This window comes from Xanthomonas sp. 3307 (assembly GCF_014199735.1).
GTDB lineage: Bacteria > Pseudomonadota > Gammaproteobacteria > Xanthomonadales > Xanthomonadaceae > Xanthomonas_A > Xanthomonas_A rydalmerensis.
In genome coordinates this window covers 13182-32881 of record NZ_JACHOG010000009.1, presented here as the reverse complement: position 1 = coordinate 32881, position 19700 = coordinate 13182, and the positions used below count along the sequence as shown (strand labels likewise).

Below are 19700 nucleotides of genomic sequence, written 5' to 3'. Positions count from 1 at the left end.
CCCGGATGGCCCGTGCCCGTGCTTCTGCCGTTGCTTGAACGAATCCCCAATCCCCACTCCCCAATCCCGCGCACTGCCTTCAACGAATCCCCAATCCCGAATCCCCAATCCCCGCCGCCTCAGCGGCCTCAATCGTGTTCTGCATCAGCGTGGCCACGGTCATCGGCCCGACCCCGCCCGGCACCGGGGTGATCCAGCTGGCGCGCTGCGCCGCCGCGTCGAAGCCGACGTCGCCGACCAAGCGGCCATCGTCCAGGCGGTTGATGCCGACGTCGATCACCACCGCACCCGGCTTGACCCACTCGCCCGGGACCAGCCCCGGCCGCCCCACCGCCACCACCAGGATGTCGGCGTCGCGCACCCGCGCCTGCAGCACCTCCGGCGGTGTGAACTTGTGGCAGCAGCTGACCGTGCAGCCGGCGATCAGCAGTTCCAGCGCCATCGGCCGGCCGACGTGGTTGCTGACGCCGACGATGGTGGCGTTGCGCCCGCGCACCGGCTGATCGGTATGCGCCAGCAGGGTGACGATGCCGCGCGGCGTGCACGGGCGCAGGCCGAATTCGCGTAGTGCCAGGTGGCCGACGTTCTCCGGATGGAAGCCGTCCACGTCCTTGCGCGGATCGATGCGGTGGATCAGCCGGCTGGCATCAGGGATACCCGGTAGCGGCAACTGCACCAGGATGCCGTGGATCTTGGGGTCGGCATTGAGCCGGTCGATCAGCGCCAGCAGTTCGGCTTCGCTGGTGCCGGCCGGCAGGTCGTAGTCGAACGCCTCGATGCCGACCTTCTCGGCCGCACGGCGCTTATTGCGCACATACACCGCGGAGGCCGGATCGCCGCCCACCAGTACCACCGCCAGCCCGGGCCGCGGCTGTCCGGCCGCCAGTCGCGCGTCGACCCGTGCCTTGAGCTCGTCGAGCAGGTCTTCGGCGATGCGGCGCCCGTCGAGGATGCGGGCCGGGACGGAGGAGACGAGCGCGGAATCGGTCATCGGGGCGGGCGGGTGTAGAGTCGTGGGATGTCCATTGTCCCCGATTCCGCCATGACCGACACCACCCGCATCGAGGCCGCCGCCTTCCGCCGCCTGCTGCAGCACCTCAATCAGGACCGTCCCGACGTGCAGAACATCGACCTGATGATCCTGGCCGGGTTCTGCCGCAACTGCCTGGCCGACTGGTACCGCGAGGCAGCGGCCGCCGAAGGCGAAGACTTGAGCAAGGAGCAGGCGCGCGAGCGCGTCTACGGCATGCCGTTCACCGACTGGAAAGCGCAGCACCAGGCCGAGGCCACACCGGAGCAACTGACCGCCTTCGCCGAGGCGCAGCGCAAGCACGGCTAGTGATGCTGCGCTACGCCGCCATTGCCCTCGCCGTCCTCGCCATCGCCTATCTGAGCGTCTGCGCCCTGCTCTACCGGGGCCAGCGCGACCTGCTGTATTTCCCGCAGGGCACGCGGGTGGCGCCGGCGCAGACCGACTTCGCGCTGCGACGCGGTGCGGACGTACAGGTGCGCGGCTGGCAGGTCACTCCCGGCCGCGACAAGGTGCTGCTGTACTTCGGCGGCAATGCCGAGGACCTGCGTTCGGCACGCGCGCAGTTGCAGGCCGCCCTGCCCGGCCACAGCCTCTACCTGCTCGCGTATCGCGGCTACGGCGCCAGCGATGGCACACCCAGCGAGACCGCACTGGTCGGCGACGCCGTGGCGCTGTACGACCATGTGCGCGCCGCGCAGCCGCAGGCACAGATCGCGGTGCTCGGGCGCAGCCTGGGCAGCGGCGTGGCCAGCCAGCTGGCGGCGCGCCGCGCGGTGTCGCGGCTGGTGCTGGTGACGCCATTCGACAGCCTGGTCTCGGCGGCACAGGCGCACTATCCGTGGGTCCCGGTGCGCTGGCTGCTGCGCGATCGCTACGACTCGGCCACCGCCTTGCGCGGCTATCGTGGCCCGCTGCTGGTGCTGCGTGCCGGCCACGACCAGGTGGTGCCGCCGGCCAGCACCGATGCGCTGCTCAAGGCCCTGCCGCAGCGCCCGACCGTGGTCGCCTTCGCGCAGGCCGACCATAACGACATCAGCGACGATCCTGGCTACGTGCAGGCGCTGCAAGCGTTCTTGCGCTGAGACTTGGGCGCCTGTCGTAGGAGCGGCTTTAGCCGCGACCAGGCGTTCCCGGGAAGGCACTGTCGCGGCTGAAGCCGCTCGTACAACTCCCGCCAACGATGGCGGCTAAGTGCCGTCACGCTCCTGCACAGGTTCGGTCACCGGCACGCCTTCCGGATTCAGCGTGCGGCTCTCGCGCCGCGGCGGCGTGAACGGGGTGGGCGTCGGCACCACCGGGGTGATGTTGCCGTACATCAGGCCCCTGCCGGCACGCACGTCGCCGGCAGCGACCTCCAGTTCCAGTCGCTCGGCATCGCGGCGGCGGATCTCGCGGGCGATGGAGCGCGCCTCGCTCTCGTCCATACCCAGTTCGACCAGCGCGGCCTGGCCGAACTCGACCGCCGATTCGAAGGTCTCGCGAATGTGATAGTCGACGCCGGCGGCGATCAATTCCAGCGCATGCTCGCGGTCGTAGGAGCGCACCAGCAGCTTGGCGTGCGGGAACTCATGCGTGGCCAGCTCGACGATGCGGTTGGCCGCCTCGCGGTTGTCGACGCACACCGCGATGGCGCGAGCGCTGTGCGCGCCGGACGCGTGCAGCACGTCCAGGCGCGTGCCGTCGCCGTAGTAGATCTTGAAGCCGAACTTGGCCGCGCTCTGGATCATCTCGATGTCGTTGTCGATGATGGTCACGTCCACGTCGCGTGCCAGCAGCGACTGGCTGGCGACCTGGCCGAAGCGGCCGAAACCGATGATCAACACGCTGCCGGTGAGGCCGTCGGCCGCGTCCACGCCTTCCATGGAGGGCACTTCCACCGGCGCCCAGCGCCGGTACAGCAGCACGAACAACGGGGTCAGCGCCATCGACAGCACCACGATGGCGGTCAGGTTGGCGTTGATCTGCGCATCGATGACGCCGGCGCCGCTGGCGGCGGCAAACAGCACGAAGGCGAACTCGCCGCCCTGCGCCATCAGCACGCCACGATCCAGCGCCTGCGCGTGGCCGCTGCCGGTGAGCCGCGCGACCAGGTAGATGCACGCGGCCTTGGCAGCCATGAAGGCGAGCACGCCGCTGAGGATCAGCGTCCAGTTGGCCGCCACCACTGCCAGGTTCAGCGCCATGCCGACGCCGAGGAAGAACAGCCCCAGCAGGATGCCGCGGAACGGTTCGATGTCGGCTTCGATCTGGTGACGGAAGGTCGATTCGGACAGCAGTACGCCGGCCAGGAACGCGCCCATCGCCATCGACAGCCCGCCGAGTTGCATCAGCAGCGCGGCGCCCAGCACCACCAGCAAGGCCGCCGCGGTCATCACCTCGCGCGCCTTGGCCGCCGCCAGCAGCCGGAACAGCGGGTTCAGCAGCCAGCGCCCGGCCGCCAGCAGGCCGACGATCGCCGCGGCGCCAACACCGATGCCGATCCAGCGCGACGGCGCCGACGCATCCGCCGGCACCGGTGCCATCCACGCCACCACCGCCAGCAGCGGCACGATCAACAGGTCCTCGAACAGCAGGATCGCGACGATCTTCTGCCCGGCCGGCAAGGCGATGTCGCCGCGCTCGCCGAGCAACTGCATCACCACCGCGGTGGAGGTCAGCACGAAGCCGGAGGCGGCGATGAAAGCCACCGGCAGCGGGAAGCCGAGGGCCAGGCCGACGCCGGTCAGCACGCTGGCGCAGACGATGATCTGCGCAGTGCCCAGACCGAAGATCTGCTTGCGCAGGCTCCACAGGTGCGAGGGCCGCATTTCCAGGCCGATCACGAACAGGAACATGACCACGCCCAGTTCGGCGACGTGCAGGATCGCCTGCGGATCGGAAAACCAGCCCAGGCCGAACGGCCCGATCGCAAGACCCGCGGCGAGATAGCCGAGCACCGAGCCCAGGCCGAGCCGGCGGAACACCGGCACCGCCACCACGGCCGCGCCGAGCAGCGCCACCACCTTGATCAATTCGCTGCTGTCGGCTGGACTGGTCATGCGCTGATTCTACGCACACCGCCGAGCATCCCTATGGAGCGGGATGCGACATGAGACGCGGCGCACTGCGTGCTGCGCGCACCATGCGTCGCCTGAGACATGCAGGCGGTCGATTGCCGGCCAATGTCGATCGTGCGATCAACGCGCAGAGCACACCTTCCTTTTCCCACCAGGAACCTGTTTCCCTTCTCCCACCGGGAGAAGGTGTCCCTAAGGGGCGGATGAGGGTGCGGGTGCCGCCGCGAACAGCGACACCTACTGCAGGCTGGCACCACGAGTGCGCTTCGCGCCGTACCCTCACCCCCAACCCCTCTCCCGTGGGGAGAGGGGCTTGAGCATGCACAGCGCTGCTTCAGCCATCGAGACCTCGCTTCCCTTCTCCCACCGGGAGAAGGTGCCCCGCAGGGGCGGATGAGGGTGCGGGTGCCGTCGCGCACAGCGACGCTAGTGTGGCTTGGCATCGCGAGGCGCTGCGCGCCCTACCCTCACCCCAACCCCTCTCCCGGAGGGAGAGGGGCTTAAGCGTCGCGACGCCGCTTCAGCCATCGAGACCGCGCCTCCCTTCTCCCACCGGGAGAAGGTGTCCCTAAGGGGCGGATGAGGGTGCGGGTGCCGCCGCGCACAGCGACACCTGCTGCAGGCTGGCACCACGAGTGCGCTTCGCGCCGTACCCTCACCCCAACCCCTCTCCCGGGGGGAGAGGGGCTTAAAGCGTGCACGGCACTGCTTCAGCCACCTAGACCCGCTTCCCCTTCTCCCACCGGGAGAAGGTGTCCCGAAGGGGCGGATGAGGGTGCGGGTGCCGCCGCACACACCGACACCTACTGCAGGCTGGCACCACGAGTGCGCTTCGCGCCGTACCTTCACCCCAACCCCTCTCCCGGGGGAGAGGGGCTTAAAGCGTGCACGGCACTGCTTCAGCCATCGAGTCCTCGCGCCCTTCTCCCACCGGGAGAAGGTGCCCCGAAGGGGCCGATGAGGGTACGGGCGCCGCCGCGAAAAGCGACACCTAGTGGCAGCTAACCCTCAGCACCACAGAACTGCGCGTAGTCGATATAGCCAGGAAACGGCCGCTCCGGCGCACACAGCGGACACTGCGGATCGGCGGACAGGCGGGTTTCGCGGAAGCGCATCGCCAGTGCGTCGAAGTGCAGCAGGCGACCGCGCAGCGGCTCGCCGATCTCGAGCAGCAGCTTCAAGACTTCGTTGGCCTGCAGCAGGCCGACGATGCCGGGCAGCACGCCGAGGACGCCGGCGTCGGCACAGTTCGGCGCGAATTCCGGCGGCGGCGGCTCCGGGAACAGGCAGCGGTAGCACGGCGCCTGCCCGCGCCGGCGGCCGGCGTCGAACACGCTGACCTGGCCCTCGAAACGCTGCACCGCGCCATACACCAGCGGCTTGCCCAGCTTCACGCAGGCATCGTTGAGCAGGTAACGCGCAGGGAAATTGTCCGAACCGTCCAGCACCACGTCCACGTCCTGCAGCAGCCGCTCGACGTTGTCCGCGGTGACCCGCTCGCGCACCGCCTCCACCCGCACGCCCGGGTTCAACGCGACCAGGCTCGCCGCGGCCGAGTCCACCTTGGCCTGGCCGATCCGCGCGTCGCCGTGCAGGATCTGCCGCTGCAGGTTGCTGCGCTCGACCACGTCGTCATCGGCGATGCGCAACTGCCCCACCCCGGCCGCGGCCAGGTAGAAGCCAGCCGGCGAGCCCAGGCCGCCGGCGCCGACCAGCAGCACGCGCGCGGCCTGCAGCCGGCGCTGGCCGTCGACCCCGACTTCGGGCAGGCGCAGATGCCGCGAATAGCGATCGAAGAAGTCCTCCTGCTCCGGCGCCAGCGGCGGCCGCTGCAGCGGCAAGCCCTCGCGCTGCCAGCGCGTCGTACCGCCCAGCACCGAGGCGACCTGCGTGTAGCCGGCCCGCTCCAGGAACACGGCGGTGTCGTGCGAGCGTTTGCCGCTCTGGCAGATCAGCAGCACCTCGGTGTCGGCGCCAAGATAGGCGGCCGGATCGGCCTGCAACTGCGCGCGCGCCACGCCCTGCGCACCGCTGGCCATGCCGGTGGCGCGCTCGTGCTCCTCGCGAATGTCGATCAGGCGCGCGCCCTGCGCCTGCCGCGCCTGCGCCTGTGCGGGGGTCAGTTCTCGAATGCCCATGCGCGCATTATCGGCGCAAACCGGGCGCGCGTCCGCCATGCGCGGCGCAGTTCAGTACGGCACCACCTCGACCACGTCGCCGGCCTGGAACTGGCGTGCGCCCTCCTCCAGCCGCAGCAGCACGTCGCTGTCGGCGGCGCCGCGCAGGCGATGCGAGCCGTCCGCGGGATTCGGCTCCGCCCACAGCTGGCCGCGCGCATCGCAGCGCATGCGTCCGCGCAGGAACTCCAGCCGGTCGTGGCGCTTGTCCCAGCCGGCCGCCAGCCGCGCGCGCCAGGCGCGGTGCGGCTCGCTGCGACGCTGCAGCGCATCCAGCAAGGGCCGCCCGACCGCCAGGAAGGTCGCCAGCACCGACACCGGATTACCCGGCAGGCCCAGGAACAGGGCGCGATCCCACTCGCCGAACAGCAGCGGCATGCCCGGGCGCATGCGCACCTTCCAGAACAGGATGCGGCCATGCTCGGCCAGCAGCCGCGGCAGGTAGTCCTTCTCGCCGGCGGAGACGCCGCCGCAGGTCAGCACCACGTCGAATGCCGAGGCCGCATCGGCGAGCATGGCCTGGATGCGCTGCGGATCGTCCGGCAGGGTCGGCCAGGCGGTCGGCGCCAGGCCGAGCAGACGCAGCTGCGCCATCAACATGTCGCGGTTGCTGTTGTAGATCTGCCCCGGCTGCAGCGGCATGCCCGGCTCGACCAGTTCGTCGCCGGTGGCGAATACCGCCACGGTCGGCCGCGCCGCCACCGTCAGCTGGTCCATGCCCAAGGCCGCCGCCAGGCCGATGCGCGAGGGCGTCAGCAGCATGCCGGCCTCGAGCACGCGCTCGCCGGCACGCACGTCCTCGCCGCGCGCCCGCACGTGCGCGCCGGCGGCGATCTCGGCCGGGACCTGCACCACGCCATCGTGCTCGTGCACGTTCTCCTTGATCACCACCGTATCCGCCCCGGCCGGCAGTGGCGCACCGGTGGTCACGCGCAGGCATTCGCCGGGCGCGAGTGCCTGCTGCCGATCGGCGCCGGCGAACTGCTCGCCGGCCAGGCGCAAGTCGGTCGGCGCCCCAGGGGCCAGGTCGGCATGGCGCAGCGCGAAACCGTCCATCGCGCTGTTGGCGAACGGCGGCAGGTCGATCGGCGCATCCAGCGGTTCCAGCAGGATGCGGCCATCGGCGCGCGACGCCGCCAGGCGCTCGCTGTTGACGGGACGGGCACGCGCAGCGGCAGCGACGATCGCCAACGCGTCGGTGTAGGCGATCCGGGAGGGATAGTCGGTCATGGTGGCGGCAGGATACCCGCTGCGGCCAGGTCCTGCGGCGTGTTCAGGTTGCCCAGCACGATCTCCGGCAGCACCATCGGCCCCATCCGCAGGCGCTGCTGCAAAGCCCGCGGCGCGTAGCGGGCGGCCGCCAGCGCCTCCTCCAGCGCCGGGCGCAGCGCGGATAACCGGTACAGCGCCACCAGCGGCTGCGCGCCGTCGGCATCCTCGACCCAGGCACCGTCGCACTCCTCAGCGGCTGCGGCCAGCTTTGCGGGCAGATCCGGCGGCAACACGCACAGGTCGACCGGCACGGTCAGCAACCAGGGCGTGGCGCAGGCGGCGGCGAGTGCATCCAGCCCGGCGATCGGCCCCAGCGAACGCTCCGCCCCGGCCGGCGCCGCGACGCGGTCCGGCACGGCCTTCAATCCAATGGCGGCGTAGCGCGGCAAGCTGCGGTTGGCGCTGACCAGCACCACGGACACCCGCGGCGCCAGCGCCTGTACCAGCCACTCCACCTGCGCCTGCCCGCCGCGTTGCAGCCAGGCCTTGTCGTATCCGCCCAGGCGCTGCGCGCGGCCACCGGCGAGAATGCCGAGGGTGATTGCGCGCTGCGGGTCCATCGTGCGGCTACTTGCCGCGGACGTGCTTCATCAGGCGCCGCTTCTTGGCGATCTGGCGCTCGGTCAGCACGTTCTTCTTGCCTTCGTACGGGTTGGCGCCTTCGCGGAACATGAAGCGCACCGGCGTGCCGACCAGCTTGAAGCGCTTGCGGAAGAAGTTCTCCAGGTAGCGCTTGTACGATTCCGGCAGCACCTTCAGGCGCGTGCCGTGGACGATGAAGGTCGGCGGATTGCTGCCGCCCGGATGCACGTAGCGCAGCTTGGAGACATGTCCGCGAATGCTCGGCGGCGGATTGCTTTCGTAGGCGATTTCCAGCGCCTGGTTCACCTCGCTGGTGCTGAACTCGCGCACCGCCGAGGCGTGCGCGCGATGGATCGCCTGGAACAGCTCGCGCATGCCCGAGCCATGCTTGGCGGAGATGCGCACCGCCTCGGCCCAGGCCACGAAGCCGAGCTTGCGCGACAGCAGATCTTCCGCCTGCGCGCGCTGGTAGTCGCTCTGCCCGTCCCACTTGTTGATCGCCACCACCAGGGCACGGCCGGCATCGAGGATCGCGCCGAGCACGGTCGCGTCCTGGTCGGTCACGCCTTCGCCGGCATCGAGCATCAGCACCGCCACCTGGCACTGCTCGATCGCCTGCAGCGTCTTGAACGCGCTGAACTTCTCCACCGCCTCCTCGACGCGGCCGCGGCGACGCAGGCCGGCGGTGTCGATCAGCCGGTACAGGCGGCCGTCGCGCTCCAGGTCCACCGCGATCGAGTCGCGGGTGGTGCCCGGAACCTCGGAAGCGATCATGCGCTCCTCGCCCAGCAGGCGATTGACCAGGGTCGACTTGCCGACGTTCGGGCGACCGACGAAGGCGATGCGCATGCGCGCCGGATCGGTGTCCAGGGTTTCGCCGGCGCCCTCTTCGGGCAGCCGCTCCAGGACTTCCTCGAGCAGGTCGTCGATGCCGTGGCGGTGTGCGGCGGAAACCGCGATGGCGTCGCCGAGACCGTAGCGCGCGAACTCGGCGCGCACCTGGTCCTCGTCGGTGCCGTCGATCTTGTTGATCAACAGCAGGGTCGGCCGCGCCAGCTTGCGCAGCCAGGCCAGGATCTCGTCGTCGAGCGAGGACGAGCCCTCGCGGCCGTCGACCACGAACAGGATCAGATCGGCCTCGCCGGCCGCGGCGCGCGCCTGCTCGGCGGTGGCACCGGCCAGGCCTTCCTCTTCGCCGGAGATACCGCCGGTATCGACGATCACGAACGGGGTTTCCGGCTGCAGCCGGCAGACCCCGTAGTGGCGATCGCGGGTGACGCCGGGCTGGTCGTGGACCAGCGCGTCACGGCTGCGCGTCAGCGCGTTGAACAGCGTGGACTTGCCGACATTCGGCCGTCCAACCAGGGCGACCAGCGGCAGCATCGCGACATCCTTCTCTTGTTATTGACCCAACCGGAACGCGGTCAGGTCGCCTTTCGTGTTCTGCATCAGCAGAATTCCGTCTGCGACCACCGGCTGCGCCACCAGCGGCTGGCGCCCGACCCGCTCGCGCGCGGCGAACTCGCCGTTGTCGAGCCGGAGCCAGTGCAGATAGCCCTTGTAGTCGCCGACCACGGCGTAGTCGCCCTGGATCGCCACACCGGTCAGCGAACGGCGCGCCAGCGCCGGCTGCGACCACATCGCCGATCCGGAGGCCTTGTCCAGCGCCCACACGGTGCCGGCGTTGTCGGCCACCACCACGTTGCCGGAGCTCACGCCGACGCCGCCGGCGCCGCCATGATCGCGGCTCCATAGCGGACGGCCGCTCGGACCTTCCAGTGCTACGGTCTGGTTCTTGAAGCTGGTCGCGAACAGCGTGGTGCCGTCGAGCACCGGGGCGCCGTCGACGTCGGCCATGCGCTCCAGCTCGGTGCGGCCTTCCGGCGCACCGATGGTCTGCTCCCACAGCACGCGGCCGTCCTGCATCGCCAGCGCGGCCAGGGTGCCGTCGTCGTTGCCGATGAACAGCACGCCCGGACCCGCCACCACCGGCGCGTTGCCGCGCACGGTCAGGCTCGGCAGTTCCTGCGCGTTGAACCAGCGCTGCTGGCCGGTGGCGGCATCGAAAGCGGTGGTGCGGCCGTCGTTGCTGCGCACGAACACCGTGTTCTGCGCGATCACCGGCGCGGCGATCACTTCGTTGGGCACCTTGGCGCGCCACTTCTCGGTGCCGGTAGCGGCATCGAGTGCGATCACCTCGCCATCCAGCGCACCGACGACCACCAGGCCATCGCCCACGCCCGGGCCGCCGGCGAAACGCGGCAGCGGACGCTTCTTCTCAAGCCGCTTGCGCTCCTTGGCCTGCTGCTTCTCGTTGCGCAGGCGCTGCTTGTAGGCGGCGCGCTCGTCCTTGGTCAGGTTCTTGCCGGACTCGCTCTCGACCTGGCTCTTCGGCTGGTCCTCGACCTGCGCCAGCTTCTGCTTGCGCGCCTGCTTGGCGTCGTATTCCCAGATGGTCTTGCCGGTCTGCAGATCCAGCGCGTAGACCGTGCCGGAGGTCGCGGCCGCATACACCTTGCCGTCGGCCACCACCGGGTGCTGGCGCACGCCGATGCGGCGCTCGCCCTTGCCGGCGTCGGTGGACCACAGCTTCACCACCTTCACCGACGGGGTGAACTTCACCAGTTCGGCCGGCTCGGCGGCCTTCTTGGCAGCCGCATCCTTGCCGGCGAACCAGCCCTTGACCGTGGTGCAGCCCGACAACGCCAGACCCAGCAGGGCCACGGTGGCGACACGCTTGAACATGACTACCTTCATCAGATCGGCTCCGCGGCATTCGGCACGCTGCCGCCCGCATCCATCAATTTCGTTTCGACCACGCGCCGCTGCGGCGAGGCCACGTCCAGGCTGGTCAGCGCTTTGGCGTACGCGTCACGCGCCGCGTCGCGCTTGCCCTGCGCGATCAGCGCATCGCCGCGAATTTCCAGGCCCTGCGAATCGGTGGCCGAAGCCACCAGCGGCAGCGCGTCCTGCGGCTTGCCGCCGGAAATCAGCAGCCGCGCCACGCGATGGTCGACCATCACCTTCATTTCGCCGTCGGTCTTGAGCCCGCGCAGCGTGGTCAACGCGGCATCGGACTTGCCGGCATCGACCTGCGCCTTGGCCAGGCGCAGCGCGGCCAGTTCGGCGTAGATGTTGGTCGACCCCTGCTGCAGCTCGGCCATGTCCTTGGCGGCCTTGTCCAGCTGATTGGCCTGGATGCTCTTGAGCACCGCTTCGTAGCGGGCATTGGCCTGGGCCAGATCGCTGGAGCGCTGCTTGGTCCACCACTGCCAGCCGATGATCGCGCCGAGGCCCAGGACGATGCCGCCGATCAGGCCGGCGCCGTTCTTCCTGAGCCAAGTGCGGACGCGTTCGCTTTGTTCGTGCTCGTCGAGCAGGTCGTCAATCGCCATGCGTACTCTCGCCCCGCCGCTGCGACGGGACATGAAATGTTGAAGATGAGGAACCGCGCCGCCGTCACTCGGAGGCGGGCACCACGGAACCGTCAGAGGATACCGCAAAGCGCGCCACGTTCGCGCGCCTGAACGGGGTCAGATCCACCGTACTCCCGGCATGCTGAACCTGGACCGCGGAGGCATTGCCCAGCACCACGCGCCCGACCTGGCCCGGCGCATAGGTGCGGGTCTCGCCCGCCCTCAGCAGCGCCTTCTCCACCGGCGTGCCGTCGGGCGCGAGGATCTGCACCCAGCTGTCGCCCTGGAACGACAGGCTCAGGCTGTTCTTTTCCGGCTCCGCCGCCGGGCGCGGCATCGGCGTCAGCGAGGCGATGTACGGCGCAGCGCTCGGCGCCGGCCGTGCGGCCACCGGCGCGGCCGGCACCGTCGACGCGGCGCCATTGGCCGGCGCCGCCGGCGCGGCCGCGGTATTGCCCGGCGCGCCCGGCACCACGTCCAGCGACGCGGTGCTGGGGCCATTGTCGTCGGCGAAGTGGCTGCGGGTGGCGTACCAGACCGGCACCGCCAGTCCGGCGGTGATCACCACGTACACCATGCGCCGCGTGGCGCTCTCGAGCATGCGCCGCAGCGGCGGCGTATGCGTGTGGCTGATCAATTCGACCGGCTGCACCGGCGCGATCTGCGCGGTCTGCAGCAGCGGCTCAAGATCGACACCGAGCAGGCGCGCATAGCTGCGCAGCTGCCCGCGGACGAACACCGGCGCGCCGAGGCGCTGCCACTGCTCCGACTCGAGCGCCTGCACCACATGCAGCGGCATGCGCAGTCGGCTGCCGACGTCGTCGATGCTCAGGCCCGCCGCTTCGCGCGCTTCGCGGAGCTGTTGCCCGCAGCCTTTGGCGCGATCGAAAGCGTTCGGATTGGAATCACTGATCACAATGCACTAGCCCCGGGTGTCGTGGTCGCGGCGTCGGGAAACTCCTTGCGCAACCGCTGTTGGTAACGGCCGGCGGCAGCCTTGTCGCCCAGCCTTTGCTCAATCTGAATAGCAAGTTGTAACACGGAAGCGGTGGCAGGCGCAGCCGCCAGACGCCGCTCGGAGAAGGCGCGCGCCTCGAAAAAGCGCCCTTGCGCGACCTGGTTGCGCGCCATCGCCTCCAGTGCGAACGCGTTGTCCGGATCCAGGTCCAGCGCCTTGCGCAGATCGCGTTCGCCGCGCTCGCGCTGGCCGACCTGCAGCGCGCAGCCGCCGGCGTTGGCCAGTGCCGAGGCCGGGGTGGCGTAGTCCTGGAGCGCAAGCGCGCGGTCGAACCAGGCCAGCGATTCGGCCGGCGATCCGTTCGCGCACAGCCAGGCGCCGTAGTTGTTCAAGGTCGCACCGTCGGTCGGCGCCAGTTCGGCGGCCTTGCGGTAGTACCCGCCGGCGGTCGTGGCATCGCCACGGCGATCGGCAACCACCGCCAGTACGGTCAGCGCGTCCACCGAGCTGGGATCCAGCGCCAGCGCCTTGCGCGCGTGCGTCTGCGCCGCGTCCAGGTCGTTGGAGGCCAGCCCGTTGGCGGCCAGGCCGAGTTGCTCCTGCAAGGCCACGCGCGACTTCACCGCACGGTTGTCGCGGAACGAGTAATTCGGCTGCACCTGCTCGGCGGTGCGCACCGTGCCGGTCTTGGCGGCGATCCAGTTGCAGCCCGGCAAGGCCAGCACTGCAATCGCCACCACCGCGATGGAATGCCCTTGGCTAAGCCGCCGCATCCCGATCCGCCCGCGTCTGCAATTCGCGCTTGAACTCGGCCTGGCGGCGGGTGCGGTCCATGACCTGCCCCTTGAGCTGCCCGCAGGCCGCATCGATGTCGTCGCCGCGCGTGCGCCGCACCATGGTCAGCACCTGCGCGTCCAGCAGGATCTTCTGGAACGCGCGGATCTCGGTCTCGCCGGAGCGCTCGTAGCGCGTGCCCGGGAACGGATTGAACGGAATCAGGTTGACCTTGCCGGCGTTCGACGCCTGCACCGCGTTGTCGAACTGGCGCATCAGCCGCGCCAATTGCCGCGCATGCTCCGGCTGGTCGTTGATCCCCTTCATCAGGGTGTACTCGAAGGTCACCGACTCGCGGCGCTTGTTGGCGCGCAGATAGCGCGCGCAGGCCGCCATCAGCTCGGCGATCGGGTACTTCTTGTTGAGCGGGACCAGGGTCTCGCGCAGCGCGTCGTTGGGCGCGTGCAGCGACACCGCCAGCGACACGTCGCTTTCGCTGGACAGCCGGTCGATCTGCGGCACCAGGCCCGAGGTGGACAGGGTCACGCGCTTGTTGGCCAGGCCATAGCCCAGGTCGTCGCGCATCACGCTCATCGCGCGCACGACGTTGTCGAAATTCATCAGCGGCTCGCCCATGCCCATCATCACCACGTTGGTGAGACGGCGCATCTGGTGCGGCACGTTGCCCAGATGCCGCGCCGCCACCCATACCTGGCCGATGATCTCGGCGGTGGACAGGTTGCGGTTGAAGCCCTGGGTGGCGGTGGAGCAGAACGTGCAGTTGAGGCCGCAGCCGACCTGCGAGGACACGCACAGCGTGCCGCGGGTCTTGTCGGGGATGTACACGGTCTCGATCGCGTTCTTGCCGTCCACGCCCATCGCCAGCAACCACTTGTGGGTGCCATCGGCGGAGGGCTTGTCGAACACGATGTTGGGGACGACGACCTCGGCATGCTGCTGCAGCTTGGCGCGCAGCGCCTTGCCGAGGTCGGTCATCTGGTCGAAGTCGGTGACGTAGCGGTGATGGATCCACTTCATCACCTGGTGGGCACGGTAGCGCGCTTCGCCGAGGGTCTCGGCGAAGAAACGCTCCAGACCCTCGCGATCGAGGTCGAGCAGATTCTGCTTGGCCGCCGCGCCGGTCCGCACGGGATCGGCGATGGCCAAGGGAGGATGGACGACCTCGTTCACGACGACCTCGCTTAGCGCGAAACCACTTCGGTGGCGGCGAAGAAATACGCCACTTCGTTGGCGGCGTTCTCGACCGAATCCGAGCCGTGCGCGGCGTTGGCGTCGATCGAATCGGCGAAGTCGGCGCGGATGGTGCCCGGCGCGGCGTCCTTCGGATTGGTGGCGCCCAGCAGGTCGCGGTGCGCGGCCACGGCGTTCTCGCCTTCCAGCGCCTGGATCATCACCGGGCCGGAGATCATGAACTCGACCAGCGCGTTGAAGAACGGACGCTCGCGGTGCACGGCGTAGAAGCCCTCGGCCTCGCGGCGCGACAGCTGCTTGTACTTGGCGGCCACGACCTTCAGGCCCGCCTTCTCGAAGCGCGAGTAGATTTCGCCGATGACGTTCTTGGCGACGGCGTCGGGCTTGATGATGGACAGGGTGCGCTCCAGCGCCATGGGAAGTTCTCCGTTGGGCGGGCCACTGAAGGCCCGAGGTTAACATGAAAAAAACCCGCGTCAAAACGCGGGCTTAGCCAGAATTGCGATGGACAATTCTATCCAATCGGCGCCGGCTTTGCACGGCCAGGCTGAATCGTGCTGCAAAGCAACATGACGCGCCTGCCGCCCAGGCCTAGACTCAAACAATCGTTTGATTGATTCTGGCGGCCGCATGGCAAAGCAAGCGCACTTCTCGACCAAGGACCGCATCCTCAGCGCGGCCGAGGAACTGTTCGCGCAGCACGGCTTTTCCGGCACCTCGCTGCGCCAGGTCACCAGCCAGGCCGACGTCAATATCGCCGCGGTGAACTACCACTTCGGGTCCAAGGAAAACCTGGTCAACGAGGTGTTCCGGCGGCGCATGGACGAAATGACCGCCGCGCGCATGGCGCAGCTGGAGGCCGCGCAGCGGCAGCATCCCGGCCAGCTCGGCCCGGTGCTGGCGGCCTTCGTCGAGCCGGCCCTGGCGATGGCCCAGGATCGGCAGAGCGGCGGCGCCTTCGTGCGGGTGATCGCCCGCGCCTACGCCGAGAACAACGACAGCCTGCGCCAGTTCCTGTCCGACCACTACGGCCACGTGCTGCGCGAGTTCGGCAAGGCCATCGCCGCCTGCGTGCCCGGGCTGAGCAAGCAGGAACTGTACTGGCGCCTGGATTTCCTGGCCGGCGCCCTGACCTACGCCATGGCCGACTTCGGCCTGATCAAGCGTCCCGCCGGCGTCAGCGAGGGTGCCCACCGCGCCCACGCCGCCCGCGAACTCATCCGTTTCGCCGAAGCCGGCTTTCTCGCCCACTCGGCTCCCTGATCCCGCAAACGTTGACCCACAGAGGCTGATCGCTATGTCCAATCCCCTGCTCGTCCGCCGTGCCGCCGTCCTGGGCGCGGGCGTGATGGGTGCGCAGATCGCTGCGCACCTGACCAACGCCGGCGTCGACACCGTGCTGTTCGACCTCCCCGCCAAGGAAGGCCCCGCCGATGGCGTGGTGCTCAAGGCGATCGCCAACCTGACCAAGCTCAGCCCGGCACCGCTGGCCAGCCCTGCCCTGGCCGAAGCCATCACCCCGGCCAACTACGACTCCGGCCTGGAACAGCTGCGCGGCTGCGACCTGATCATCGAAGCCATCGCCGAGCGCATGGACTGGAAACAGGACCTGTACAAGAAGATCGCGCCGTTCGTGGCCGACCATGCGGTGCTGGCCTCCAACACCTCCGGCCTGGGCATCAACGCCCTGTCCGACGTGCTGCCGGAGCAGCTGCGCCACCGCTTCTGCGGCGTGCACTTCTTCAACCCGCCGCGCTACATGCACCTGGCCGAGCTGATCCCGGCCAAGCACACCGAACCGGCGGTGCTGGAAGGCCTGGAAAGCTTCCTGGTCACCACCCTGGGCAAGGGCGTGGTCTACGCCAAGGACACCCCGAACTTCATCGGCAACCGCATCGGCGTGTTTTCGATCCTGTCCACCATCCACCACACCGAGCAGTTCGGCCTGGGCTTCGACGAGGTCGACGGCCTCACCGGCCCGCTGGTCGGCCGTCCGAAGTCGGCGACCTACCGCACCTCCGACGTGGTCGGCCTGGACACCATGGCGCACGTCATCAAGACCATGGGCGACACCCTGCCCAACGACCCATGGCATGCCTTTTTCAAGGCGCCGAAGTGGCTGGAAGCGCTGATCGGCAAGGGCGCGCTGGGCCAGAAGACCGGCGCCGGCATCTTCCGCAAGGTCGGCAAGGACATCGTGGTGCTGGACCTGCAGAAGCAGGACTACCGCCCGGCCGACCGCGCCGCCGCGCCGGACGTGGTCGAGATCCTGAAGATCAAGAACCCGGCCGAGAAGTTCGCCAAGCTGCGCGAGAGCCAGCATCCGCAGGCGCAGTTCCTGTGGGCGACCTTCCGCGATCTGTTCCACTACAGCGCCTACCACCTGGCCGACATCGCCGAGACCGCACGCGACGTGGACCTGGCGATCCGCTGGGGCTACGGCTGGGCGCTGGGTCCGTTCGAGACCTGGCAGGCCGCCGGCTGGAAGCAGGTCGCGCAGTGGATCGCCGACGACATCGCCGCCGGCAAGAGCATGAGCAGCGCGCCGCTGCCGAACTGGGTGTTCGACGGCCGCGACGGCGTGCATGCCGCCGAAGGCTCGTACAGCCCGGCGCGCGACGCCAAACTGCCGCGCTCGGCGCTGCCGGTGTACAAGCGCCAGCGCTTCCCCGATCCGCTGCTGGGCGAGAAGTTCGCACAGGGCGAGACCGTGTTCGAGAACGACGGCCTGCGCATGTGGCACGACGGCGACGACATCGCCGTGGTCAGCTTCAAGACCAAGATGAACACCGTCTCCGACCAGGTGCTGGACGGCCTGCAGGAAGCGGTGGGCCGCGCCGAGAAGGACTTCAAGGGCCTGGTGCTGTGGCAGCACAAGGAGCCCTTCTCCGCCGGCGCCGACCTGGCCGGCGCGCTGGGCCTGCTGCAGGCCGGCAAGGTCGACGCGTTCGAGGCGATGGTCGCCAACTTCCAGGCCACCAGCCAGCGCATCAAGTACTCGCTGGTCCCCGTGGTCGCGGCGGTGCGTGGGCTGGCGCTGGGCGGCGGCTGCGAGTTCCAGATGCACAGTGCCAAGACCGTGGCCGCGCTGGAGAGCTACATCGGCCTGGTCGAGGCCGGCGTGGGCCTGCTGCCGGCCGGTGGCGGCCTCAAGGAGATCGCGGTGCGCGCGGCGCAGGCCGCGGGTCCGGGCGGCGACGTGTTCGCCGAACTGAAGAAGACCTTCGAAACCGTGGCCATGGCCAAGGTCTCCACCTCGGCGGTCAACGCCAAGGAACTGGGCCTGCTGCGCGGCACCGACAAGGTGGTGTTCAACAGCTACGAATCGCTGTACATCGCCAAGGCCGAGGCGCGCGCCCTGGCCGAGGGCGGCTACCGCCCGCCGCTGCCGGCGCGACGCATCCAGGTCGCCGGCGACGTCGGCATCGCCACCTTCAAGATGCTGCTGGTCAACATGCTGGAAGGCCGCTTCATCAGCGAGTACGACTACGAGATCGCCACCCGCATCGCCACCGTGCTGTGCGGCGGCGAAGTCGACCGCGGCGCGCTGGTGGACGAGGAATGGCTGCTCAAGCTCGAGCGCAAGCACTTCGTCGAACTGGCCCAGCAGGAGAAGACCCAGGCGCGCATCGGGCACATGCTCAAGACGGGTAAGCCGTTGAGGAACTGAGATTCGGGAGTCGGGATTGGGGATTCGTTACGGCGGATTCCCAATCCCTGATGCCACCCTCGCCTCCCACCATTTATCAGCCGGGAAAAACGCATTCGACGCCGGGATCCGCTCTGACGAATCCCCAATCCCGAATCCCAAATCCCGGCTTTCGGAGAAAGCCAAATGAGCAAACAGATCCAGGAAGCCTACATCGTCGCCGCAACCCGCACCCCGGTCGGCAAGGCGCCCAAGGGCATGTTCCGCAACACCCGTCCCGACGACATGCTGGCGCACGTGCTGCGCGCGGTGGTGGCGCAGGCGCCGGGCATCGACACCTCGCGCATCGACGACGCGATCATCGGCTGCGCGATGCCCGAGGGCGAGCAAGGCATGAACGTGGCGCGCATCGGCGTGCTGCTGGCCGGGCTGCCGAACTCGGTGGCCGGGCAGACCATCAACCGCTTCTGCTCCTCGGGCATCCAGGCGGTGGCGCTGGCCGCCGACCAGATCCGCCTGGGCAACGCCGACCTGATGCTGGCCGGCGGCACCGAATCGATGTCGATGGTGCCGATGATGGGCAACAAGGTCGCGCTGTCGCCGAGCGTGTTCGCCGACGACCACGTGGCCATCGCCTACGGCATGGGCATCACCGCCGAGAAGGTGGCCGAGGAATGGAAGGTGTCGCGCGAGGACCAGGATGCGTTCGCCCTCGCCTCGCACCAGAAGGCCATCGCCGCGATCGCCGCCGGCGAGTTCCGCGACGAGATCAGTCCCTACGAGATCCTCTCGCACCAGCCCGACCTGGCCGGCAACGTCATCGCGCTGCGCAAGAAGCTGGTCGACACCGACGAAGGCCCGCGCCCCGACAGCTCGATCGAAGGACTGGCCAAGCTGCGCCCGGTGTTCCGCAACGGCCAGTTCGGCGGCAGCGTCACCGCCGGCAATTCCTCGCAGATGAGCGATGGCGCCGGTGCGGTGCTACTGGCCTCCGAGCAGGCGATCAAGGACTACGGGCTGACCCCGCTGGCCCGCTTCGTCAGCTTCTCAGTCGCCGGCGTGCGCCCGGAAGTGATGGGCATCGGCCCGATCGAGGCGATTCCGAAGGCGCTCAAGCAGGCCGGCCTGAGCAAGGACCAGCTGGACTGGATCGAGCTCAACGAAGCCTTCGCCGCGCAGTCGCTGGCGGTGATCCGCGACAGCGGCCTGGATCCGTCCAAGGTCAACCCGCTGGGCGGCGCCATCGCCCTGGGCCATCCGCTCGGCGCCACCGGTGCGATCCGCACCGCCACCCTGGTGCACGGCCTGCGCCGACACAAGCAGAAGTACGGCATGGTCACCATGTGCATCGGCACCGGCATGGGTGCCGCGGGGATCATCGAGGCGCTGTAAGCGCGCCACCTGGGCTCTTAGCCCCTCTCCCCCCGGCAGAGGGGTTGGGGCGAGGGTCCGGTAGCAAGCACGTGTGAAATGGACCATGCGGGTGCGCGCCCTACCCTCATCCGGCCCTGCGGGCCACCTTCTCCCGGAGGGAGAAGGAGCAGGACCTAGCCCCTCTGCCACCGGGAGAG

General features: G+C 69.2%; 17 protein-coding genes. 5 read left to right on the top strand and 12 right to left on the bottom strand.

Features of this window, described 5'->3' with window-relative positions:
• Positions 1-79: 79 nt before the first annotated feature.
• Positions 80-991: a bifunctional methylenetetrahydrofolate dehydrogenase/methenyltetrahydrofolate cyclohydrolase FolD gene (gene folD, locus GGR64_RS17945; RefSeq protein ID WP_184647529.1), complete on the bottom strand. Its 912-nt coding sequence runs from the start codon at positions 989-991 to the stop codon at positions 80-82.
• A 51-nt stretch (positions 992-1042) separates the two neighbouring features.
• Between folD and GGR64_RS17940 the strand changes: the two genes are divergently transcribed.
• Together GGR64_RS17940 and GGR64_RS17935 are read left to right on the top strand one after the other, a co-directional pair.
• The gene (locus tag GGR64_RS17940) at positions 1043-1339 is read left to right on the top strand and encodes a DUF1244 domain-containing protein (protein WP_184647527.1); all 297 of its coding nucleotides are present in this window, start codon (positions 1043-1045) and stop codon (positions 1337-1339) included.
• 2 nt (positions 1340-1341) lie between these two features.
• Entirely contained in the window at positions 1342-2115 is a 774-nt protein-coding gene (locus GGR64_RS17935) for an alpha/beta fold hydrolase (RefSeq protein WP_184647525.1), read from the top strand.
• 105 nt (positions 2116-2220) lie between these two features.
• Here GGR64_RS17935 and GGR64_RS17930 read toward each other — a convergent pair whose 3' ends face one another.
• The 11 genes from GGR64_RS17930 to ndk form a co-directional block, all read right to left on the bottom strand.
• Positions 2221-4071, bottom strand: coding sequence for a monovalent cation:proton antiporter-2 (CPA2) family protein (locus tag GGR64_RS17930; RefSeq protein ID WP_184647523.1), 1851 nt, complete (start codon positions 4069-4071; stop codon positions 2221-2223).
• A 1019-nt stretch (positions 4072-5090) separates the two neighbouring features.
• Positions 5091-6227: a molybdopterin-synthase adenylyltransferase MoeB gene (moeB, locus tag GGR64_RS17925; protein WP_184647521.1), complete on the bottom strand. Its 1137-nt coding sequence runs from the start codon at positions 6225-6227 to the stop codon at positions 5091-5093.
• A gap of 51 nt (positions 6228-6278) precedes the next feature.
• A complete protein-coding gene (gene glp, locus GGR64_RS17920) occupies positions 6279-7496 on the bottom strand; it encodes a gephyrin-like molybdotransferase Glp (RefSeq protein WP_184647519.1) in 1218 nt (405 codons plus the stop codon).
• The gene (locus GGR64_RS17915; protein WP_184647517.1) at positions 7493-8098 is read right to left on the bottom strand and encodes a molybdenum cofactor guanylyltransferase; all 606 of its coding nucleotides are present in this window, start codon (positions 8096-8098) and stop codon (positions 7493-7495) included. The genes glp and GGR64_RS17915 overlap by 4 nt, the downstream gene beginning before the upstream one ends.
• A 7-nt stretch (positions 8099-8105) precedes the next feature.
• On the bottom strand, positions 8106-9503 hold the full coding sequence (gene der / locus GGR64_RS17910; protein WP_160969902.1) for a ribosome biogenesis GTPase Der: 1398 nt from the start codon (positions 9501-9503) through the stop codon (positions 8106-8108).
• A gap of 18 nt (positions 9504-9521) precedes the next feature.
• The gene (bamB, locus tag GGR64_RS17905) at positions 9522-10880 is read right to left on the bottom strand and encodes an outer membrane protein assembly factor BamB (protein ID WP_184647674.1); all 1359 of its coding nucleotides are present in this window, start codon (positions 10878-10880) and stop codon (positions 9522-9524) included.
• Entirely contained in the window at positions 10877-11515 is a 639-nt protein-coding gene (locus GGR64_RS17900) for a tetratricopeptide repeat protein (protein ID WP_160969906.1), read from the bottom strand. Before GGR64_RS17900 ends, bamB begins: the two co-directional genes overlap by 4 nt.
• Positions 11516-11579: 64 nt before the next feature.
• The gene (locus GGR64_RS17895; protein WP_184647515.1) at positions 11580-12452 is read right to left on the bottom strand and encodes a RodZ domain-containing protein; all 873 of its coding nucleotides are present in this window, start codon (positions 12450-12452) and stop codon (positions 11580-11582) included.
• Complete coding sequence (gene pilW, locus GGR64_RS17890; RefSeq protein WP_184647672.1) at positions 12449-13240, bottom strand: type IV pilus biogenesis/stability protein PilW; 792 nt, start codon at positions 13238-13240, stop codon at positions 12449-12451. The genes GGR64_RS17895 and pilW overlap by 4 nt, the downstream gene beginning before the upstream one ends.
• A 13-nt stretch (positions 13241-13253) precedes the next feature.
• Positions 13254-14435, bottom strand: a complete 1182-nt coding sequence (gene rlmN / locus GGR64_RS17885) for a 23S rRNA (adenine(2503)-C(2))-methyltransferase RlmN (protein ID WP_040901919.1) — start codon at positions 14433-14435, stop codon at positions 13254-13256.
• A 35-nt stretch (positions 14436-14470) separates the two neighbouring features.
• A complete protein-coding gene (gene ndk / locus GGR64_RS17880) occupies positions 14471-14896 on the bottom strand; it encodes a nucleoside-diphosphate kinase (RefSeq protein WP_002812972.1) in 426 nt (141 codons plus the stop codon).
• Between the two features lie 214 nt (positions 14897-15110).
• Here ndk and GGR64_RS17875 point away from each other — a divergent pair, with 214 nt between their 5' ends.
• The 3 genes from GGR64_RS17875 to GGR64_RS17865 all read left to right on the top strand — a co-directional run bounded on the left by GGR64_RS17875 (position 15111) and on the right by GGR64_RS17865 (position 19521).
• Positions 15111-15743, top strand: coding sequence for a TetR family transcriptional regulator (locus tag GGR64_RS17875; protein ID WP_184447861.1), 633 nt, complete (start codon positions 15111-15113; stop codon positions 15741-15743).
• Positions 15744-15777: 34 nt separating this feature from the next.
• Positions 15778-18150, top strand: a complete 2373-nt coding sequence (locus tag GGR64_RS17870; protein WP_184647513.1) for a 3-hydroxyacyl-CoA dehydrogenase/enoyl-CoA hydratase family protein — start codon at positions 15778-15780, stop codon at positions 18148-18150.
• 165 nt (positions 18151-18315) lie between these two features.
• The gene (locus GGR64_RS17865) at positions 18316-19521 is read left to right on the top strand and encodes an acetyl-CoA C-acyltransferase (protein ID WP_017913732.1); all 1206 of its coding nucleotides are present in this window, start codon (positions 18316-18318) and stop codon (positions 19519-19521) included.
• The last annotated feature ends 179 nt before the right edge of the window (positions 19522-19700 follow it).

Excerpts from the sequence above, each read along its gene's own strand:
- folD (WP_184647529.1), bottom strand. The coding sequence starts at position 991 with ATGACCGATTCCGCGCTCGTCTCCTCCGTCCCGGCCCGCATCCTCGAC.
- GGR64_RS17940 (WP_184647527.1), top strand. The coding sequence starts at position 1,043 with ATGACCGACACCACCCGCATCGAGGCCGCCGCCTTCCGCCGCCTGCTG.
- GGR64_RS17935 (WP_184647525.1), top strand. The coding sequence starts at position 1,342 with ATGCTGCGCTACGCCGCCATTGCCCTCGCCGTCCTCGCCATCGCCTAT.
- GGR64_RS17930 (WP_184647523.1), bottom strand. The coding sequence starts at position 4,071 with ATGACCAGTCCAGCCGACAGCAGCGAATTGATCAAGGTGGTGGCGCTG.
- moeB (WP_184647521.1), bottom strand. The coding sequence starts at position 6,227 with ATGGGCATTCGAGAACTGACCCCCGCACAGGCGCAGGCGCGGCAGGCG.
- glp (WP_184647519.1), bottom strand. The coding sequence starts at position 7,496 with ATGACCGACTATCCCTCCCGGATCGCCTACACCGACGCGTTGGCGATC.
- GGR64_RS17915 (WP_184647517.1), bottom strand. The coding sequence starts at position 8,098 with ATGGACCCGCAGCGCGCAATCACCCTCGGCATTCTCGCCGGTGGCCGC.
- der (WP_160969902.1), bottom strand. The coding sequence starts at position 9,503 with ATGCTGCCGCTGGTCGCCCTGGTTGGACGGCCGAATGTCGGCAAGTCC.
- GGR64_RS17900 (WP_160969906.1), bottom strand. The coding sequence starts at position 11,515 with ATGGCGATTGACGACCTGCTCGACGAGCACGAACAAAGCGAACGCGTC.
- ndk (WP_002812972.1), bottom strand. The coding sequence starts at position 14,896 with ATGGCGCTGGAGCGCACCCTGTCCATCATCAAGCCCGACGCCGTCGCC.
- GGR64_RS17875 (WP_184447861.1), top strand. The coding sequence starts at position 15,111 with ATGGCAAAGCAAGCGCACTTCTCGACCAAGGACCGCATCCTCAGCGCG.
- GGR64_RS17870 (WP_184647513.1), top strand. The coding sequence starts at position 15,778 with ATGTCCAATCCCCTGCTCGTCCGCCGTGCCGCCGTCCTGGGCGCGGGC.
- GGR64_RS17865 (WP_017913732.1), top strand. The coding sequence starts at position 18,316 with ATGAGCAAACAGATCCAGGAAGCCTACATCGTCGCCGCAACCCGCACC.